14 protein-coding genes are annotated in these 16,980 nt (G+C 57.0%); 7 read left to right on the forward strand and 7 right to left on the reverse strand.

All coding sequences use genetic code 11. The annotated features are described in order from the left end of the window. Positions 1 to 111 precede the first annotated feature (111 nt). Positions 112 to 1,002, reverse strand: coding sequence for a LysR family transcriptional regulator (locus tag CRO19_RS06835; protein WP_097095169.1), 891 nt, complete (start codon positions 1,000 to 1,002; stop codon positions 112 to 114). Positions 1,003 to 1,190: 188 nt separating this feature from the next. Beyond that, a complete protein-coding gene (locus CRO19_RS06840) occupies positions 1,191 to 1,559 on the reverse strand; it encodes a helix-turn-helix domain-containing protein (protein WP_007888509.1) in 369 nt (122 codons plus the stop codon). Positions 1,560 to 1,723: 164 nt separating this feature from the next. Between CRO19_RS06840 and CRO19_RS06845 the strand changes: the two genes are divergently transcribed. The 3 genes from CRO19_RS06845 to CRO19_RS06855 all read left to right on the forward strand — a co-directional run bounded on the left by CRO19_RS06845 (position 1,724) and on the right by CRO19_RS06855 (position 4,993). Beyond that, positions 1,724 to 2,383 carry a response regulator gene (locus CRO19_RS06845; RefSeq protein WP_007888511.1) on the forward strand — a complete coding sequence of 220 codons (660 nt, stop codon included), beginning with the start codon at positions 1,724 to 1,726 and terminating at the stop codon, positions 2,381 to 2,383. Further along, complete coding sequence (locus CRO19_RS06850) at positions 2,380 to 3,738, forward strand: sensor histidine kinase (RefSeq protein WP_097095170.1); 1,359 nt, start codon at positions 2,380 to 2,382, stop codon at positions 3,736 to 3,738. Before CRO19_RS06845 ends, CRO19_RS06850 begins: the two co-directional genes overlap by 4 nt. 388 nt (positions 3,739 to 4,126) lie before the next feature. After that, the gene (locus CRO19_RS06855) at positions 4,127 to 4,993 is read left to right on the forward strand and encodes a nucleoside-specific channel-forming protein Tsx (protein WP_097095171.1); all 867 of its coding nucleotides are present in this window, start codon (positions 4,127 to 4,129) and stop codon (positions 4,991 to 4,993) included. Between the two features lie 144 nt (positions 4,994 to 5,137). On the opposite strand, the gene yjdN is transcribed toward CRO19_RS06855, so the two are convergent. Together yjdN and CRO19_RS06865 are read right to left on the reverse strand one after the other, a co-directional pair. Beyond that, complete coding sequence (gene yjdN / locus CRO19_RS06860) at positions 5,138 to 5,569, reverse strand: VOC family metalloprotein YjdN (RefSeq protein WP_097095172.1); 432 nt, start codon at positions 5,567 to 5,569, stop codon at positions 5,138 to 5,140. A 78-nt stretch (positions 5,570 to 5,647) separates the two neighbouring features. Then, complete coding sequence (locus tag CRO19_RS06865) at positions 5,648 to 6,550, reverse strand: LysR family transcriptional regulator (protein ID WP_097095173.1); 903 nt, start codon at positions 6,548 to 6,550, stop codon at positions 5,648 to 5,650. Positions 6,551 to 6,664: 114 nt separating this feature from the next. On the opposite strand from CRO19_RS06865, the gene CRO19_RS06870 reads away from it, so the two are divergent. From CRO19_RS06870 to CRO19_RS06885, 4 genes are all read left to right on the forward strand, one after another. Then, positions 6,665 to 7,978 (forward strand): amidohydrolase, encoded by a 1,314-nt coding sequence (locus CRO19_RS06870; RefSeq protein WP_097095174.1) that lies wholly within the window; start codon positions 6,665 to 6,667, stop codon positions 7,976 to 7,978. Further along, positions 7,975 to 9,417, forward strand: a complete 1,443-nt coding sequence (locus CRO19_RS06875) for a M20 family metallopeptidase (protein WP_097095175.1) — start codon at positions 7,975 to 7,977, stop codon at positions 9,415 to 9,417. The genes CRO19_RS06870 and CRO19_RS06875 overlap by 4 nt, the downstream gene beginning before the upstream one ends. A 237-nt stretch (positions 9,418 to 9,654) precedes the next feature. Beyond that, a complete protein-coding gene (abgT, locus tag CRO19_RS06880) occupies positions 9,655 to 11,175 on the forward strand; it encodes a p-aminobenzoyl-glutamate transporter (RefSeq protein WP_097095176.1) in 1,521 nt (506 codons plus the stop codon). Positions 11,176 to 11,364: 189 nt separating this feature from the next. Continuing rightward, complete coding sequence (locus tag CRO19_RS06885) at positions 11,365 to 12,774, forward strand: MFS transporter (protein ID WP_097095177.1); 1,410 nt, start codon at positions 11,365 to 11,367, stop codon at positions 12,772 to 12,774. 115 nt (positions 12,775 to 12,889) lie between these two features. On the opposite strand, the gene CRO19_RS06890 is transcribed toward CRO19_RS06885, so the two are convergent. The 3 genes from CRO19_RS06890 to CRO19_RS06900 are packed head-to-tail and all read right to left on the reverse strand — an operon-like array spanning position 12,890 to position 16,742. After that, on the reverse strand, positions 12,890 to 14,209 hold the full coding sequence (locus CRO19_RS06890) for a c-type cytochrome (RefSeq protein WP_097095178.1): 1,320 nt from the start codon (positions 14,207 to 14,209) through the stop codon (positions 12,890 to 12,892). A gap of 11 nt (positions 14,210 to 14,220) precedes the next feature. Continuing rightward, on the reverse strand, positions 14,221 to 16,005 hold the full coding sequence (locus CRO19_RS06895; RefSeq protein ID WP_097095179.1) for a GMC family oxidoreductase: 1,785 nt from the start codon (positions 16,003 to 16,005) through the stop codon (positions 14,221 to 14,223). Between the two features lie 2 nt (positions 16,006 to 16,007). Further along, a complete protein-coding gene (locus CRO19_RS06900) occupies positions 16,008 to 16,742 on the reverse strand; it encodes a gluconate 2-dehydrogenase subunit 3 family protein (RefSeq protein ID WP_097095180.1) in 735 nt (244 codons plus the stop codon). Positions 16,743 to 16,980 lie beyond the last annotated feature (238 nt).

Below are 16,980 nucleotides of genomic sequence, written 5' to 3' on the forward strand. Positions count from 1 at the left end.
GTGATATCCCTGTTTTTTGCTTTTTTAGCAGGCTAACAGTGACTTCTGGCAGAGAACAGCGTTGCAGTGATAATTGCCAGGCAGCGCAATATTGTTGCCAGCAAACAACAATCAGCGACTGCCGAGGGCATTAATTAGCGCCTCGCATAATAACGTTACCGGTGAGGAGGGCTGCGGCTGCTCTTTCAGCAGCAGATAACTGTGCAGGCGATCCATCTGCCACTCCGGCAGCACCTGCTGAATTTCACCGCGCGCCAACGCTTCCTGCGTCATATAGGCCGGCAGATAAGCGATGCCCGTGCCCGCCAGCGCGGCATTCAGCAGCGCCATGCTGTTATTGGCGCGGAAGCGACTGCGCACATCCAGCGCTAACCGTTGCTTATCGCGCCGAAACGGCAGCGCTGCGGTATGCGCCGGTCCGTGAAACAGCAGCAGATCGTGGCGCATCAGACGTTCGGGATGGTCGATAGCTGCGTGCGCCGCCAGATAATCCGGCGTGGCGTACAAGCCCCAATCGATGCTGCTGAGTTCTCGAAAATTGGCCGCATCAGGCGCGCGCGCGCGAATCACGATCGCCACATCGGCACTGGGCTGCGGATCATCAAGGGTGGTGAGGTCAAGATCGACATTGATATGAATATGACGACGAATAAAGTCATTGAGCGTCGGCACCACGCATTGGCAGCCATAGGTGATCGGTGCTTGCAAGCGCACGTTGCCCGCCGGTAATTGATGCACCTGCTGCACAAACGCATCGGCGCGATGCATTTCTGCCAGCATACGCGTACAAAAAGGATAGTAAGCCTGGCCGAGCTCCGTCAGCACCACTTTACGCGTGGTGCGCTGCAGCAGCTTGATACCGAGCCGCACTTCCAGCCGGGCCACTTCACGGCTGACGTGAGATTTGGAGACGCCTAAAGTACGAGCGGCTTCACTAAAGCTTTGCCGTTCCACTACGCGTGCAAACAGCATCATGGCGGTGAGATTGTCGCTGTTATCCATGTTCTCTGGTGGGCTAGATAAGTGAGAACCGTAGATTAAAAGCTAAACCAGTAATAAGTCCATCGCTGCACATTTCGTAGCGGCGCGATTTATCGCACGTATCAATGGCGCCTGATTGCCCATCCAGATATTGCGCAATGAATTGCGCCGCTACGAAGCGTGCTCTGAGAAATATCGGAATAAGTATTTCAACTCGCCATCGCCAGTGGGAACAGCAGCCGATCCGGCTCAACGCGGCGCTGACGGCGCAGCTGGCCTGGCGTCACAAGGAAATAATTTTTAAATGTACGGGTATAAGCCTGCTGCGTATCAAAACCGTAGCTCATCGCCACCTGCAAAATTGCTTCGTCACTGTTGATAAGCGTGAGTGCTGACTCAGTCAGCCGGCGCTGGCGAATGTACTCTGCCAGAGAAAACCCGGTGTGCTGACGAAACAGACGTTGCAGATGCCAGCGGGAGTATCCCGAGCGGCGTGCTACTTCATCCAGATGCAAATCGTGTCCTAAATTATTTTCTATCCAGTCCAGCAAACTACGGATAAATTCGCGCTGATTCATGGGATTCTCCTGCTTTGACGATATGTCCAGTGCAGCTACTGTAGCGCGTTAAATTTATCCCTTAATTAGCGGAAAATTAGCGCAGAATTAGCAAGGCAAAAAACAGGGTAATTCTGCGCTAAGAAAACAACGGTAAACTGCGCTCAGTTAAGTTGGAGAACATCATGCGTGTGCTGCTGGTAGAAGATGACGAAATGATTGGCGCCAACCTGCAGCAAGCGCTGGAAGCGGCAGGTTGGTCGGTGGATTGGGTGCGTGATGGCGTGTTTGCCAGCAATGCCTGGGCCGAAGGCGGCTATACCTGCGTGTTATTGGATTTGGGCTTGCCGCGTGAAGATGGCCTGCAGGTGCTGCGCCGTGCGCGCACGCGCGGTGACATGACGCCCGTGCTGGTGCTTACCGCACGCGATACCGTGCAGCAACGTATTCAGGGGCTGGATAGCGGTGCGGATGACTATTTGCTGAAACCCTTTGATCTGCAAGAAGTGCTGGCGCGCATGCGCGCCATTACCCGACGTCGCCACGGTGCGGCGGATTCCCTGCTGGGCAGCGGCGACGTGCAGATTGATATCATGACGCGTGAAGTCCTCTACAAAGGCCAGCGCGAGCAGCTTACCGCGCGCGAATATGCCCTGCTCTACGCGCTTCTGGAGCGCCCGGGCGCCATCCTGTCGCGCGAGCAGTTAGAGAACCGTATTTATGGCTGGGGCGAAGAAGTGAGCAGCAACGCCGTTGATGTATTAATTCACGGCATGCGCCGTAAGCTGGATAACGAAGTGATCCGCAACGTGCGCGGACTCGGCTGGCGAGTACCGGCAATATGAAACCTTTCACCTTTATGCGCTCACTGCGTAACAAACTGCTCGCCACGCTGGTGATTCTGCACCTGGCGATGATCGGCGGCGTCACCTGGTATTTCTATCACTGCTACGGCGACATGATGGGCACCATGAAGGACGATCAGCTTGCTAAGATCGCCGATGCCTGGTCCAGCAGCCAGCGTATGCCCGCCTTGATGCCGATGGTGATGAATACCGAAAAGCTGAAAAGCACCTACATTGTCCAGCTGTGGGACACCAATAACCGGCTGCGTGCCAGCTCGTGGCCCGATCTGCATGCCCCCTTGCAAAGCAAAAATGGCTGGCACGACCTGAAAGTGGGTGATTGTGGCGATGACTGCGAATGGCGCGTCTATACGCGTCCCGGCGAATTGGGCAGCGAAATTGGCAATATCCAGGTGCTGCACAACATCGGCTACATGAAAAGCATCATGCTGAAGCGGGCGCTCTCCGCCATCATTCCGTTGGTATTAATGATGCCGCTTTCGCTGCTCGTCATCTGGCTGGTGGTACGCGCCATCACGCGTGATTTACGCGTTGCATCGCGTCAAATCGCCGCCCAGGAAACGCTGCATCCGCATACGCTATCTCCTGATGGCTTGCCGGATGAAGTGCTGCCGCTGGTGGCGGCTTACAACTCGTTGCTGGATAAGCTGCGCACGGCATGGTCGTCTCAGCGCCAGTTCCTTGAGGATGCCGCCCACGAGCTGCGCACGCCGGTGACCGCCGTGACCTTGCAGCTGGAAAATCTGCGACAACACATTCAGCCGGGAGAAGCCAGTCGCCAGTTCGATCAGCTGGAAGCGGGCGTCACCCGGACGCGTCATTTGGTCACGCAGCTGCTGAACATTTCGCGCCAGGAAGATCAATCGGTGGTTGCCACGGTGGAAGCCATCGAGTTGGACAGTCTGCTGAAAGAGAGCATTGAGCAGCTGATGGTGGTGGCCGACAAACGCGGTATTGATATCGGCTTCAACGGCACAGCGCACTATCGCCTGCACGCCAGTCGCTCTGATTTACGTAGCCTGTTCGATAACCTGATCGGTAACGCGATGCTGCATACGCCGGAAGGCAGTTTGGTGGATGTGCTGCTGCATCGGGTGGGGAATCATACCGTGGTGGATATTGTGGACAACGGGCCAGGTATGGCGGAATCCTTTATCGAACGCGCTTTTGACCGCTTTACCCGTTCGCCTGATGTGCAGGCGCAAGGCAGCGGGCTGGGCCTGTCGATCGTGCGCAGCGTGGCGCAGAAACATCAGATGCAGGTTGCGCTGTCGAATCGCCATGATGCGCTGGGCCAGATTGCCGGGCTGCAGGTGCGCGTTACCTTGCCATAACTCGCACCGTGCCGTAGCGGCGCAATTTATTGCGCATTTTCATAGCGAGCACGGTGCCCCTTCAAAAAACGCGCGATAAATCGCGCCGCTACATCCTTTCCCTACATCAAACACATTTCCTGCCGTACGCGACAACGTAAACGGTTGCGGGGTTCCGTTCGCCGCACGGCTTATTTGTGATAATGATCACATTTTCAGTGAATCGAAATGCAACACTTTTTGACAAACGTGATCAAAATCTATTTTCTATGCCTCTGTTACAGGCACATTACGCGGGCTTGAAAATCTGGCGCTTGAGACCGGATGCAACAACACACTGCCCATCCCTGGGATCGACTTCACCCGATCGCGGCACAAGACCGGCGATCACAAGCATGTGGTTAAAATAATGAAATATAACTCGTTGATAGCAGGCGCCTTATTGGCCACTAGCTTGACTGGCGCAGCACAAGCGGCAGAAAGCGATCCGCAGTATCTTTCCGATTGGTGGCATCAAAGCGTTAACGTGGTGGGCAGCACGCATACCCGTTTTGGACCCCAGTTTAATAATGACGTGTACCTCGAATACGAAGCCTTCACCAAAAAGGATTGGTTCGATTTCTACGGTTACCTCGATCTGACCAACTTCTTTGGCGTGGGCAATAGCAACGCCAATGGCGTATTTGACCACGGTTCGCCGATGTTCATGGAAATTGAGCCCCGTTTCTCGATTGATAAACTGACCGGCACCGATCTCTCATTTGGTCCGTTCAAAGAGTGGTATTTCGCCAACAACTATATTTATGACATGGGTCGCAATAGCGATAACCGTCAGAACACCTGGTACATGGGTCTTGGCACCGACATCGATACGCACAGCGATATCGGCCTGTCGCTCAACGTGTACGCCAAATACCAGTGGGAAAACTACGGTGCGGCAAACGAGAACAGCTGGGATGGTTATCGCTTCAAGGTGAAATACTTTGTGCCGATTACCGATCTGTGGGGCGGCAAGCTGAGCTACATCGGCTTTACCAACTTTGACTGGGGTTCCGATCTGCGTGATGAGTCCGATCGTTCACGCACCAGCAACTCCATCGCTTCCAGCCACATTCTGTCGCTGAACTACGATCACTGGCACGTTTCAACCGTGGCGCGTTACTTCCACAACGGCGGCCAGTGGGCTGACGGCCAGGAGCTGAACTTCGGCAACGGTCCATTTGAAGTGAAATCAACCGGCTGGGGTTACTACCTGGTGGTGGGTTACAACTTCTAATCGAGTAAAGCGGCCGCTATTAAATGGTGCGCTTGATTGAACGGCCGCCATTAATTGTGCGCTTGGTTGAACGGTCGCCATTAATGGCGACCCTACATTGTAGGGTGCGCATTTATGCGCACCTTGTCGAAAATCGCATCCACCTTAAATCTGCGGCTTATACGCATTCACCATCCACGGCACGCCGAATTTATCGGTAAACATCCCAAAACCGTTGGCCCAGAACGTTGGAGCCCAGCTTTTGGTGACGTTACCGCCCGCCGACAGCGCATCAAACCAACGCTTCCCTTGCGCTTCATCCGGCGTGGATAAACTCACCGAGAAACCGGCATATTCCGCCTGCGGTGCGCCATCACTCATCATTATTTCGCCCTGCCCGATACGCACATGCGCATGCATAATCTGCTCGGGTGAAAAGCTCACGCCTGAAGTGCAACCTTCATCCTCCACCGGCGTTTCATCTGGCATATCGCCATAGGTCATCTTAAACAGCAGCTCGCCGTCGGTAGCCGCAAGGTAGAAGGCAATCGCCTCTTCGCAGCGGCCGTTGTAGAACACATACGGGGTAACTTGCATGGTCTGTACTCCATTAAGGGAACGCCAGATGCAAGTGTAGTGCGCATTATTTATACCGTTGCGAGCCAGGACGCACTCTTACCTTTGCTGACAATGGCGGCGGAACAGCTGCGCCATATAGGCACTCATCGGCGTCAGAGCAGCATCTTTGCGCTGGATCAGATAGAACGTGGCTTTCGGCAAGGGATCGTCAAGCTCCAGCGAAATCAGCTGACCGCCGTGCGTCGGATCTTCAATCACATCGCGCGAGATAATACTGACGAAGTCACTCTGCGCCACCAGACTGGTGCAAGCCATAAAGGTTTCGCAGGTCACTACAATTTGCGGTGCCATGCCGCGCTCGCCAAACAGATCGTGCAGCAGCCGATAGTAGCTGCCCTGCGGCGTTGGCATAGTCCAGTCGCAGTGTTGTAACTCGGCCAGCGAGCGCGCGTGCGCCATCGGATGGCCTTTACGCATAACTACCTGATAGTCACGCTCCATCAAGCGTTCAAAAATTAATTCCTGATCGAGATGATTTTTTTCGTAGGTATTGATGGTGAAATCCAGCTCGCCCTGGCGCAGTTCCTGCACCATCGATACCAGTTGGCCTTCAACAATGCGTACCTTTACCAGCGGATACTCGCGATGAAACTGCGTGATGACATGCGGCATGATGGTGCGCGCAATACTGCCGCCCACGCCAATATTCACGCGCCCGCCTGCCAATCCCAGCCGCTGCTGAATATCCTCCTGCGCCACCCGCAACTCTTCCAGCACCAGGCTGGCATGCTGGAAAAAGTTATCACCGATGTCGGTCAGCGTGACGCCCTGCTGGCGCCGTTCAAACAGCCGTGCACCCAGCGTGAGCTCCAGTTCCTGAATCGCTTTGGTGAGCGCGGGCTGCGAGAGCCCGGATAAACGGCTGGCGGCACGAATACTGCCCTGCCGCGCCACGTCAACAAAGGCGCGCAGCTGATGAAGTTTGAGGTTCGCAGACATGTTTGAAGTGATAACCGTTGTTTATCAGTAGCAAGATATTCGCATCTTATGCGCTCCAAAACCATTGTGTAGATTCGAGTGAATGCATAAAAAATCAACACAAAGGAAATGCCGATGAAAACCCTGTCCGAACGTGTCAACGCCCGCGTGCCGCAGATGCAGGCCTGGCGGCGCGATCTGCACCATTTTGCCGAATCAGGCTGGCTGGAGTTTCGCACCGCCACCTTAGTGGCGGAGGAGCTGCATCGTCTTGGTTATCAACTCAAGCTCGGCCGCGAGGTGATCGATGCCGACGCGCGCATGGGATTGCCCTCCGATGAGGTGCTGGCGCAACAGGAAGCGCGCGCGCTGGAGCAAGGTGCGTTGCCGCAGTGGATCACACACTTCTCCGGCGGATTTTGTGGCGTGGTGGCGACGCTGGAAACCGGTCGTCCGGGCCCGGTAATGGGTTTTCGCGTTGATATGGATGCACTCGATCAAAACGAAAGCCGCGCAAGCGATCATCTGCCGACGCGCGAAGGTTTTGCCTCCTGCAATCCCGGCATGATGCACGCGTGCGGTCACGATGGCCACACCACCATCGGCCTGGCGCTGGCGGGCGTATTAATGGAGATGAAAGATCAGCTGAGCGGCACGCTTAAAATCATCTTCCAGCCAGCTGAAGAAGGCGTGCGCGGCGCCAAAGCGATGGTCGCCGCGGGCGTGGTGGATGATGTCGATTTGTTTACCGCCATTCACCTCGGCACCGGCGTGCCTGCCGGTGAAATCGTGTGTGGCAGCGACAGCTTCCTCGCTACCACCAAACTCGACGTCACATTCACCGGCGTGGGCGCGCATGCCGGCGGCAAACCGGAAGAAGGCCGCAACGCCTTGCTGGCGGCGGCGCAGGCCACACTGGCGCTGCACAATTTGCCGCAGCACAGCGGCGGCGTGGCGCGCGTTAACGTCGGCGTATTACAGGCAGGCTCCGGACGCAACGTGGTGCCCGACTACGCGCTCATGAAGGTGGAGACGCGCGGCGCGAGCAACGACGTCAACGACGATATCTATCAGCAGGCGCTGCGCGTAATCGCCGGTGCGGCCGCAATGTACGGCGTTGAATACGATGTGAAGCTGATGGGCGGCGCACGTAGCTGCACGCCAAGTCAGCCGTGGGTGGCATTCATCCACCAGCAGGCCGAGGCGTTGGGCATTTTCACTTCGGTGGTCGATACCAAGCAGCAGGCGGCCGGATCCGAAGATGCCACCTACATGCTGGAGCGCGTGCAGCAGCGCGGCGGCCAATCCTCCTATGTGATTTTCGGCTGCGCACTGGCGGCGGGCCATCACAACGCCAGATTCGATTTCGACGAAGCAATCATGGCTACCGCAGTACAGACGCTAGCAACGCTGGCACTTAATCAAGCCCAGTTTGGAGGCCAACGATGAGCCACAGCGATTTTATCAATCACTATATCAACCACCATCAGCCGCGTTTTACTGCCCTGAGCGATGCCATCTGGGACGTGCCGGAAACCCGCTTTGAAGAGACGCAATCCGCCGCACTGCTGGCCGATGCGCTGGAACAGGAGGGCTTTGCCGTGGAGCGTGGCGTCGGCAACATCGACACCGCGTTTGTTGCCAGCATCGGCAGCGGTAAACCGGTGATCGCCATTCTCGGCGAGTTTGATGCGCTAGCCGGTTTGAGCCAGCGATCGGGCTGCGCCACGCCGCAGCCGCTGGTGGAGAACGGTAACGGCCACGGCTGCGGCCACAATCTGCTCGGCACCGCCGGTTTAGCCGCCGCCTTCGCCATCAAAGCCTGGTGGGCAGAACACGGCCAGCGCGGCACGCTGCGCTTTTACGGCTGTCCGGGCGAAGAAGGCGGTTCCGGCAAAACCTTTATGGTGCGTGAAGGCTTGTTTGACGATGTGGACGCGGCAGTCACCTGGCATCCCGAAGGCTTCAGCGGCATGTTTAACCTCAGCACGCTGGCCAATATTCAGGCGGCTTTCCGCTTTAAAGGCGTGGCGGCGCACGCGGCTAACTCGCCGCATCTGGGCCGCAGCGCGCTGGATGCGGTGACGCTGATGAACACCGGCGCTAACTTCCTGCGCGAGCACATTGTACAAGAAGCGCGGCTGCACTATGCGGTGACCAACACCGGCGGTGTCTCCCCCAATGTGGTGCAAGCCGATGCCGAAGTGCTGTACCTGATTCGCGCGCCGCAGCTCGATCAGGCGCAGGATATCTATCAGCGCGTGATTAACATCGCTAAAGGCGCGGCGCTGATGACCGACACGCAGATGACGGTGCGCTTTGATAAAGCCTGCTCCAATTACGTGCCGAATCGCGCGCTGGAAAGCGTGATGGAGCGCTATTTGCATCAGTTTGGTTTGCCTGACTACAGCGAAGCGGAGCAGGCGTTCGCCGCTGAGATTCGTGCCACGCTGAGCAAAGACGATCTGCGCAACGCGCGTCTCAATGCGGCACGCACCGGCGGTGAAGCGGGCGTCGCCTGGACCGACGCGCTGGGCGATAAGATTCTGATGGATGAGGTGGCGCCTTATGCGGTCACGCGCGAGCTGCTTTACGGCTCAACCGACGTTGGCGATGTGAGTTGGGTGACGCCCACCGCGCAGTGCTTTGCGCCCTGCTTTGCTTTCGGCACGCCGCTGCACACCTGGCAGCTGGTCGCGCAGGGCCGTACGTCTATTGCGCACAAAGGCATGTGCCTGGCGGCCAAAGTGATGGCCGCCACCGCGTTAACCTTGTTGCAGGATGACGAGGCGCTGGCGCGCTGCCGCGAAGAGTTCCAACGCGTGCGCCGCGAACAACCTTACATCTGCCCGATTCCAGCAGATGTCACACCGTCGAAGTTGAAGTAGCGGTGCAATATCCCGGTGCGCATAAATGCGTCATCAAAGTTCGTGCGATTCGTAACACGGTGCGCATAAATGCGCACCCTACGGGGTTCGTAGGGTCGCCATTAATGGCGACCGTCATGATGGGCGCACAATGTATATCGCCATTAATGGCGACCTGAGCACTACCAAAAAAATACAAAAAATATAGCCCCCAAGCGGGCATGCAAACATAACAAGACGACTGACGAGGATTGATCTATGGAAGCCACCACGGAGAACCGCAGCCCCGGAAAACTGTTTAGCTGGATTGAACGCGTTGGTAATAAAGTGCCGAACCCGTTCTTACTGTTTGTCTATTTGATTGTGGTGCTGATGGTTGCCACCGCCATTCTCGGCAGCCTTGATGTGGCGGTGAAGAATCCCACTAACGGCGAGCTGGTGCGGGTCAACAACCTGCTGAGCGTCGCCGGAATTCAGTGGATCCTGCCCAACATCATCAAAAACTTCAGCGGCTTTACACCGTTGGGATCGATTCTGGCGCTGGTGATTGGCGCTGGATTAGCGGAAAAAGTCGGCCTGCTGCAGTCGCTGATGGTGAAAATGGCCTCACGCGTCAGCCGCCGCTACGCCAGCTACATGGTGCTGTTTATCGCCTTCTTCAGCCACATCTCATCGGATGCGGCGCTGGTGGTGATGCCACCGCTCGGCGCGCTGATTTTCCTCGCGGTGGGACGCCATCCGGTGGCGGGCCTGCTGGCGGCGATTGCCGGGGTAGCGTCCGGCTTTACCGCCAACTTGTTGATTGTGACCACCGATGTCCTGCTCTCCGGCATCAGCACCGAAGCCGCCAAAGCGGTGAGCGATACCGTGCACGTCAGCGTTATCGACAACTGGTTCTTTATGGCCAGTTCGGTGATTGTGCTGACCATCGCCGGCGCGCTGTTGACGGATAAATTCGTCGAACCGCGTCTGCCAGCGTGGAACGGCGGCAATAATCATCGCCTGCCACCGCTTACCGCGCTGGAGAATCGCGGCCTGAAAGCCGCTGGTATCGCCGCGCTGGTATTTATTGCCCTAATGGCGCTGCTGGTGGTGCCGGAACACGCGCCGCTGCGCAACCCGAAAACCGGCGGTATCATCCCCTCGCCGTTTATTCAGGGCATTGTACCGATCATCATCCTGTTCTTCTTCGTGGTGGCCATTGCCTACGGTGCGGTGACGAAGCAGATCCGCCGTCCGGATGATATTCCGCAGCTGCTGGTTGATCCGATGAAGAGCATGGCGGGCTTTATTGTGATGGTGTTTCCGCTGTCGCAGTGTGTTGCCTTCTTTAACTGGAGCAACATGGGCAAGTTTATGGCGATAGGCCTGACCGATGTGCTGGAGAGCGCCGGCATCAGCGGTGCACCGGCGTTTATGGGATTGATGTTCCTGTCGGCGTTCCTGTGCATGTTTATCGCCAGCGGATCGGCGATCTGGTCAATCCTCGCGCCGGTATTTGTACCAATGTTTATGCTGCTGGGCTTCCATCCGGCATTTGCCCAGATGATTTTCCGCATCGCCGATTCTGCCGTGCTGCCGCTGGCGCCGATGTCACCGTTCCTGCCGCTGTTCCTCGGCTTCCTGCAGCGCTATCAAAAAGATGCACAGCTAGGCACCTATTACGTGCTGATCTTCCCTTATCCGCTGGTGTTCTTTACCACCTGGATCGTGCTGCTGCTGGCGTGGTACGCGTTGGGTTTACCGATTGGACCGGGCGTTTATCCCAGCCTGCACTAAGCCTGCGCCATGGATGGCGATCACACTTCTGTGAACTGCAACGCATGTTGCCAAAATGTCACCGTAGCGCCTCTCGGCAACCTGTCACGAATTTATTATTCTGCTATTCCTTCGCTTGCTAACGGTTAATTATTTTAAAACCTCTCTCAGCCGTCAGCGGGTTCTGCAAACACCGAGGTCTATAGAACAATGACAACCATCACATCGACAGGGATGGCGAACGATCGCATGAGCGCGGATCGCCGCACCTTAGCCGGGCGCATTGATGCGCTGCCCTCTTCCGCGGGTTTGTGGCGCTTTATCACGCTACTGGCGCTCGGCGGCTTTTTTGAACTCTACGATCTGTTTGAAACCGGCTATATCAGCTCTGGCCTGATTGCCGCCGGCGTGTTTCATACCGGCTCTGCAGGCGTGTTCGGCATCGCCGATCAGGCGGCGTTTGCCTCCGCCACCTTCCTTGGCCTGTTTGTCGGTGCCAGCCTGCTCGCGCCCTATGCCGATCGCTTCGGCCGCCGCCTCACCTTTATGTGCGCGCTGGCGTGGTACGGCGCGTTTTCTCTGCTGATGGCGTTCCAGCAGAGCGCGGAGATGATTATCCTGTTCCGCTTCCTGGTCGGCATTGGTCTCGGCGTGGAGCTGGTGACCATCGATACTTATCTCTCCGAATGGGTGCCGGCGCATCTGCGCAGCCGCGCGTTCGCCTTCTCGTTCTTTATCCAGTTTCTGTCGGTACCGGCGGTGGCGCTGATGTCGTGGTGGCTGGTGCCGCAAACCATCCTTAGCCTGGAGGGCTGGCGCTGGGTGGTGATTGCTGGCGCAGTGTGTTCGCTGGTGATCTGGCTGATCCGTAAAAACCTGCCCGAATCCGCGCGCTGGCTGGCGCAACAAGGGCGCCATCAGGAAGCGCATCAGGTGCTGAGCGCGATGGAAAAACGCTGTGGCATCTCGCCAGGCGAAGACTTTTCCCACAGCGATGCCGCGGCACAGCTGCCGAAAAAAGGTCGCTTCAGTGAGATTTGGGCGCCGGCCTATCGCAAGCGTACGTTGATGCTGGTGGTGATGAACTTCTTTCAGGCGATTGGCTTCTTTGGCTTCGGTAACTGGTTGCCCGCGCTGCTGTCGGGCAAAGGCGCCACCGTCACGCACAGCCTGCTGTATGCCTTTTTCATTACGCTGGCCTACCCGCTCGGTTCGCTGATTTGCAGCCGCTACGCCGATAAGATTGAGAACAAATGGCAGATCGTTCTGTCATCGCTGATGACGGTGGTGTTCGGCACGCTGTTCGCCTTTATGACGAATCCGGTGCTGATGATCATCTGCGGTTTCCTGATCACCTACAGCAACGCGTGGCTGACCTTCAGCTATCACGCTTATCAAACCGAGATTTTCCCGACGCACATTCGCGCCCGCGCGGTGGGTTTCTGCTATTCGTTTAGCCGATTGTCGACGGTGTTCAGCAGCATTTTGATTGGCATTATTTTGCAGTATGCCGGCAGCCAGGGCGTGATCGCCTTTATCGTGCTGAGCATGTTGATGGTGATGCTATCGGTAGGAATTTACGGGCCGAAAACCCGTGGCATGGATTTGGAGAATATTTGAGTTGATGCCCTCACCCTAGCCCTCTCCCACAAGTGGAAGAGGGAATAATTAGGGGAGAAATATGCTCGATCGGTTCCCTCTCCCGCCTGCGGGAGAGGGTTAGGGTGAGGGAAAGCTACTGCCCTTCCAGCACCTTAATATCCGCGCTGCCCTGTTTTGACTGCACGGTTTCGTCTTTACGTAGCGCCGCCACATCCTTCGCCGCTACGCTCGACTTCACGCCATTGCCCCAGCTGCCACGGATAAAGTTCACCACATCCGCCACCTGCTGGTCGTTCATGCGCCAGCCGAACGCCGGCATGGTGATCGCCGTTGGTGCACCCTGCACGCCAGGCAAAGTACCGCCCACCAGCACAATGTGAATCAGCGAGGTTGGATCGTCAGCCATCACCACCGGATTACCGCGCAGCGCCGGATAGAAGCGCTGATAGCCGCTGCCGTCGGTTTTGTGGCACGCCGCACAGCTATCGACGTAGGTTGCTGCGCCTGGCTGGCTATCGTCACCTTTCCACAACGCTTTGGCGACGGCGTCATCCTGCTTAAACACCGCCTGATTCGGATCTTTTGCGCCGAGTGATTTCAGATACTTAGCGATCGCGCTGATATCGTCATCGCTCAGATATTGCAGGCTGTGCTGCACCACGTCGGTCATACCACCAAACACCGCAGTGTGATCGTTGCGGCCAAAGCGCAGGAACTGCTTGAGATCCTCTTCGCTCCAGCGGCCTAAACCATCGCGGTTGTCGCCACGCAGGTTGCTGGCGGTCCAGCCGTCAATCGGCGCGCTGCTGCCGGCGAGATAGTTGTTGCCTTCGTCGTTATTAAGCGCTTTTTCCTGCATGGTGATGCTGCGCGGCGTGTGGCAGGCGCCACAGTGACCGAGACCTTCCACCAGATAGCGACCGCGAGCAAGCACAGGATCTTCCTGCGCCGCCGGCTGGAACGCCTTCACGTCCGGCGCAAAGATGCCGCGCCAGATCGAGAGCGGCCAGCGCATCGACAGCGGCCACGGAATATCGCTCTCTTTATTGGCCTGCGCCACCGGCTGCACGCCATGCATGAAGTAGGCATACAGCGCCTTCATGTCGTCATCGCTGACTACCGCGTACGACGGATACGGCATCGCCGGATAGAGCGTATCGCCGTTTTTCGCTACGCCGTGACGCACCGCTTTCTGGAAATCATCGTAGCTATAGTCACCAATGCCGGTGGCTTTATCCGGCGTGATGTTGGTGGAATAAATGGTGCCGATTGGCGTCGCCATGGGCAGTCCACCGGCAAACGGCTGACCGCCCTGCGCGCTGTGACACGCCACGCAGTCACCCGCGCGCGCCAGATACTCGCCGCGTTTCACCAACGCGTCCGCAGCGCTATCATCCGCCACTGCGGCGAACGTCATCGTGCCCAGAAACAGGGCTAAAATGCTTTTGATCATCGCCGTGTTCCTTATGCCTGTACCAGCGGGCCGGGGTTTTTCAGATATTGTTCACGAATGGCTTTGGCTGACCAGTAGGTCAACGCCGCCACCATGCCGGTTGGGTTGTAGCCGAGTCCTTGCGGGAACGCTGAGGCGCCTGGCACAAACACGTTTGGCACATCCCAGCTCTGCAGATAACGGTTAACCGCGCTGGTTTTCGGATCTTCACCCATAATCGCCCCCCCGCTCATGTGCGTGGTTTGATATACGGTGGTATCGAAGTGGCTGCCCGGCCCTTTCGCGCCGCCGATGATCATTTTCGGGTTCATCGCTTCGGTGATTTTGCGCATCTTCTCAATCATGAACTGCGCCATCTTGATGTCGTTATCCTGCCAGTCAAAGGTCATACGCAGCAGCGGCTGGCCGTAGGCATCTTTGTAGTTGGGATCGAGATCGAGATAGTTGGCGCGATAAGACTGGTGCGCGCCGTGCGCATCCATCGAGATGTGATGGTTGTAAGTATCCGCTACCGCCGCTTTCCACTGGCTGCCCCAGTTCGGCGTGCCTTTTGGCGTCGGCAAACCGGAGATCGGCTTGGTACCGGCCTGGTTGACCCAGAACGGCGAACCGCCGACGAAGCCGTGCGGCCCGTGATCGAAGTTGTCGGCGTTGAAATCATCCACCGCCACACCCGCGCCACCGGCACCGATAAACGGGTTGGTGGTGGTGTTTTTGTCGAACAGCGCTTTCAGCGTCGAGATGTTCTGATAGGCAAAGTTACGGCCCACCACCCCTTCGTTGGAGATCGGGTTATAGGGTTTGCCGATGCCGGAAAGCAGCATCAAATGCACGTTGTGGAACTGGAACGCTGACAGGATCACCAGATCCGCCGGCTGCACCACTTCGCGGCCCTGGCCATCGAGATAGGTCACGCCGGTGGCGCGCTTTTTATCGTCAGTCAGATTCACGCGCAGCACGTAGGCGTTATTGCGCAACTCGAACTTCGGCTCCTGGCGCAGCGCCGGCAGGATGTTCACATTTGGCGACGCTTTGGAATACATGTAGCAGGCGTAACCGCTACAGAAACCGCAGAAGTTGCACGGGCCCATCTGTGCGCCGTAGGTGTTGGTGTACGGGCCAGAGGTGTTGGCCGACGGCATATCATACGGATGATAACCGACGGATTCTGCCGCCTGCGCGAACAGCTGTGCCGAGTAGGTGCGCTTCTGCGCCGGCAGCGGGAAGTCGCTGGAACGATCGGGCGCATACGGGTTGCCGCCTTTCTCTTTGCCCAGCAGCTTGCCTTTGATCGACCAGGCGCTGCCCGAGGTGCCGAACACTTTTTCAGCCTGATCGAAGAACGGTTCCAGCTCGTCGTAATTGACGCCGAAATCCTGAATCGTCATGCCTTCCGGGATGAAATTTTTACCGTAGCGCTGCTCGTAGTGGCTGCGCAGGTTGAGCTCGACCGGATCGACGCGGAAATGGACGCCCGACCAGTGCAGACCTGCACCGCCGGTGCCGGTGCCCGGCAAAAACGCCGCCAGCTGGCGATACGGCACCGCCGTTTGTGACGCATCGTGACGGATGGTCACGGTACTTTTCGACAGATCCTGGAACAGTTTTTTACGGATGTTATAGGTCAGTTCATCGATCGACTGTGGATAGGAGCCATCCGGGTAGGTATCGCGATGCGGACCGCGCTCCAGCGCCACCACATTCAGGCCCGCTTCGGTCAGCTCTTTCGCCATAATCGCGCCCGCCCAGCCGAAACCGACCACCACCGCATCCACTTTTTTCAATTCATTTGCCACGCTTACGTCCTCTCCCCGCGAATATCCACCGACGGGAACGGATACCGTTCGCCGCGTTCCACCCAATCCATAAAGTCAGCACGTGCGCCTGGGAAGCCAATCAGCTTCCAGCCCACCATGCCTTGATTGCCGCCGTGGATCGGATCGCTGAAGTAACCCTCGCGGGTGTTTTGCAGCAGGAAGGAGAAGAAGATTTTGGCCGGCAGCTGCGGAAACGCCGCGTTGCCGCTTTCAAACGCGGTCAGCAGTGCATCTTGCTGTTCAGCAGTTAACTCAGCGAACACTTTGCCGTGCTGCTTTTTGCTCCAGCCATCGGCATCGGCGAGACCGAGACGATAGATTTGTTGCGGCACCAGCGGCAGCTGATAGCCCAACTCTTTAGGCAGGTCCGGATTGAACGGGCCTTGCATGTACCAGTTGTTACCGATGGCGTATGGCGTGTTCATTTGACGATCGATAAACTCCGGTACGCCGGCTTCGAGTGCGCCAGGACCGCGTTCATCGCTGGGGATCAGGCGCGCCACGGCCGCGGTAATGAAGGCAAACTCTTCGGCGGTGAACCAGGTTGGCTGGTAGCTCCGCGCCTGTTGTGATGACGATTGTTGCTCTGCTGCCCCGGCGGCCATCGGCGCCACTAGCGCGCCCATCGCCGTACTGCCCACCGCCATTGCCGGCGCCAGGGTGATGGTTCTCAGCAGAAAATCCCTGCGACTGTGACCATTTTTTTGTTCTGACATGACATTGCCTCAGTACCACATATAATGCGATACGAAAGTTAAGTAGTTGCGTAGTATTGTTTTTTTATTGATAGCTTAAGGGATACAGCGTCACTGTTACCGGTAACAGCGCACAAAGTGTAACACCATTGCTGTTAATAATTTAGTTAGTAGAAACAAATCCGCACAAATTACTTAACATTTGCCGCTGTCGCTTTACATCGCAGCGGCGAAGCTGTCATCGTCAGATACAACCCAC

Source organism: Candidatus Pantoea floridensis, from assembly GCF_900215435.1.
Classification (GTDB): Bacteria; Pseudomonadota; Gammaproteobacteria; order Enterobacterales; family Enterobacteriaceae; genus Pantoea; species Pantoea floridensis.

Coding starts and splice junctions, on each gene's coding strand:
- CRO19_RS06900 (WP_097095180.1), bottom strand. CDS start 16,742: ATGTCAGAACAAAAAAATGGTCACAGTCGCAGGGATTTTCTGCTGAGA.
- CRO19_RS06870 (WP_097095174.1), top strand. CDS start 6,665: ATGAAAACCCTGTCCGAACGTGTCAACGCCCGCGTGCCGCAGATGCAG.
- CRO19_RS06835 (WP_097095169.1), bottom strand. CDS start 1,002: ATGGATAACAGCGACAATCTCACCGCCATGATGCTGTTTGCACGCGTA.
- abgT (WP_097095176.1), top strand. CDS start 9,655: ATGGAAGCCACCACGGAGAACCGCAGCCCCGGAAAACTGTTTAGCTGG.
- CRO19_RS06890 (WP_097095178.1), bottom strand. CDS start 14,209: ATGATCAAAAGCATTTTAGCCCTGTTTCTGGGCACGATGACGTTCGCC.
- CRO19_RS06865 (WP_097095173.1), bottom strand. CDS start 6,550: ATGTCTGCGAACCTCAAACTTCATCAGCTGCGCGCCTTTGTTGACGTG.
- CRO19_RS06850 (WP_097095170.1), top strand. CDS start 2,380: ATGAAACCTTTCACCTTTATGCGCTCACTGCGTAACAAACTGCTCGCC.
- CRO19_RS06855 (WP_097095171.1), top strand. CDS start 4,127: ATGAAATATAACTCGTTGATAGCAGGCGCCTTATTGGCCACTAGCTTG.
- yjdN (WP_097095172.1), bottom strand. CDS start 5,569: ATGCAAGTTACCCCGTATGTGTTCTACAACGGCCGCTGCGAAGAGGCG.
- CRO19_RS06885 (WP_097095177.1), top strand. CDS start 11,365: ATGACAACCATCACATCGACAGGGATGGCGAACGATCGCATGAGCGCG.
- CRO19_RS06875 (WP_097095175.1), top strand. CDS start 7,975: ATGAGCCACAGCGATTTTATCAATCACTATATCAACCACCATCAGCCG.
- CRO19_RS06840 (WP_007888509.1), bottom strand. CDS start 1,559: ATGAATCAGCGCGAATTTATCCGTAGTTTGCTGGACTGGATAGAAAAT.
- CRO19_RS06845 (WP_007888511.1), top strand. CDS start 1,724: ATGCGTGTGCTGCTGGTAGAAGATGACGAAATGATTGGCGCCAACCTG.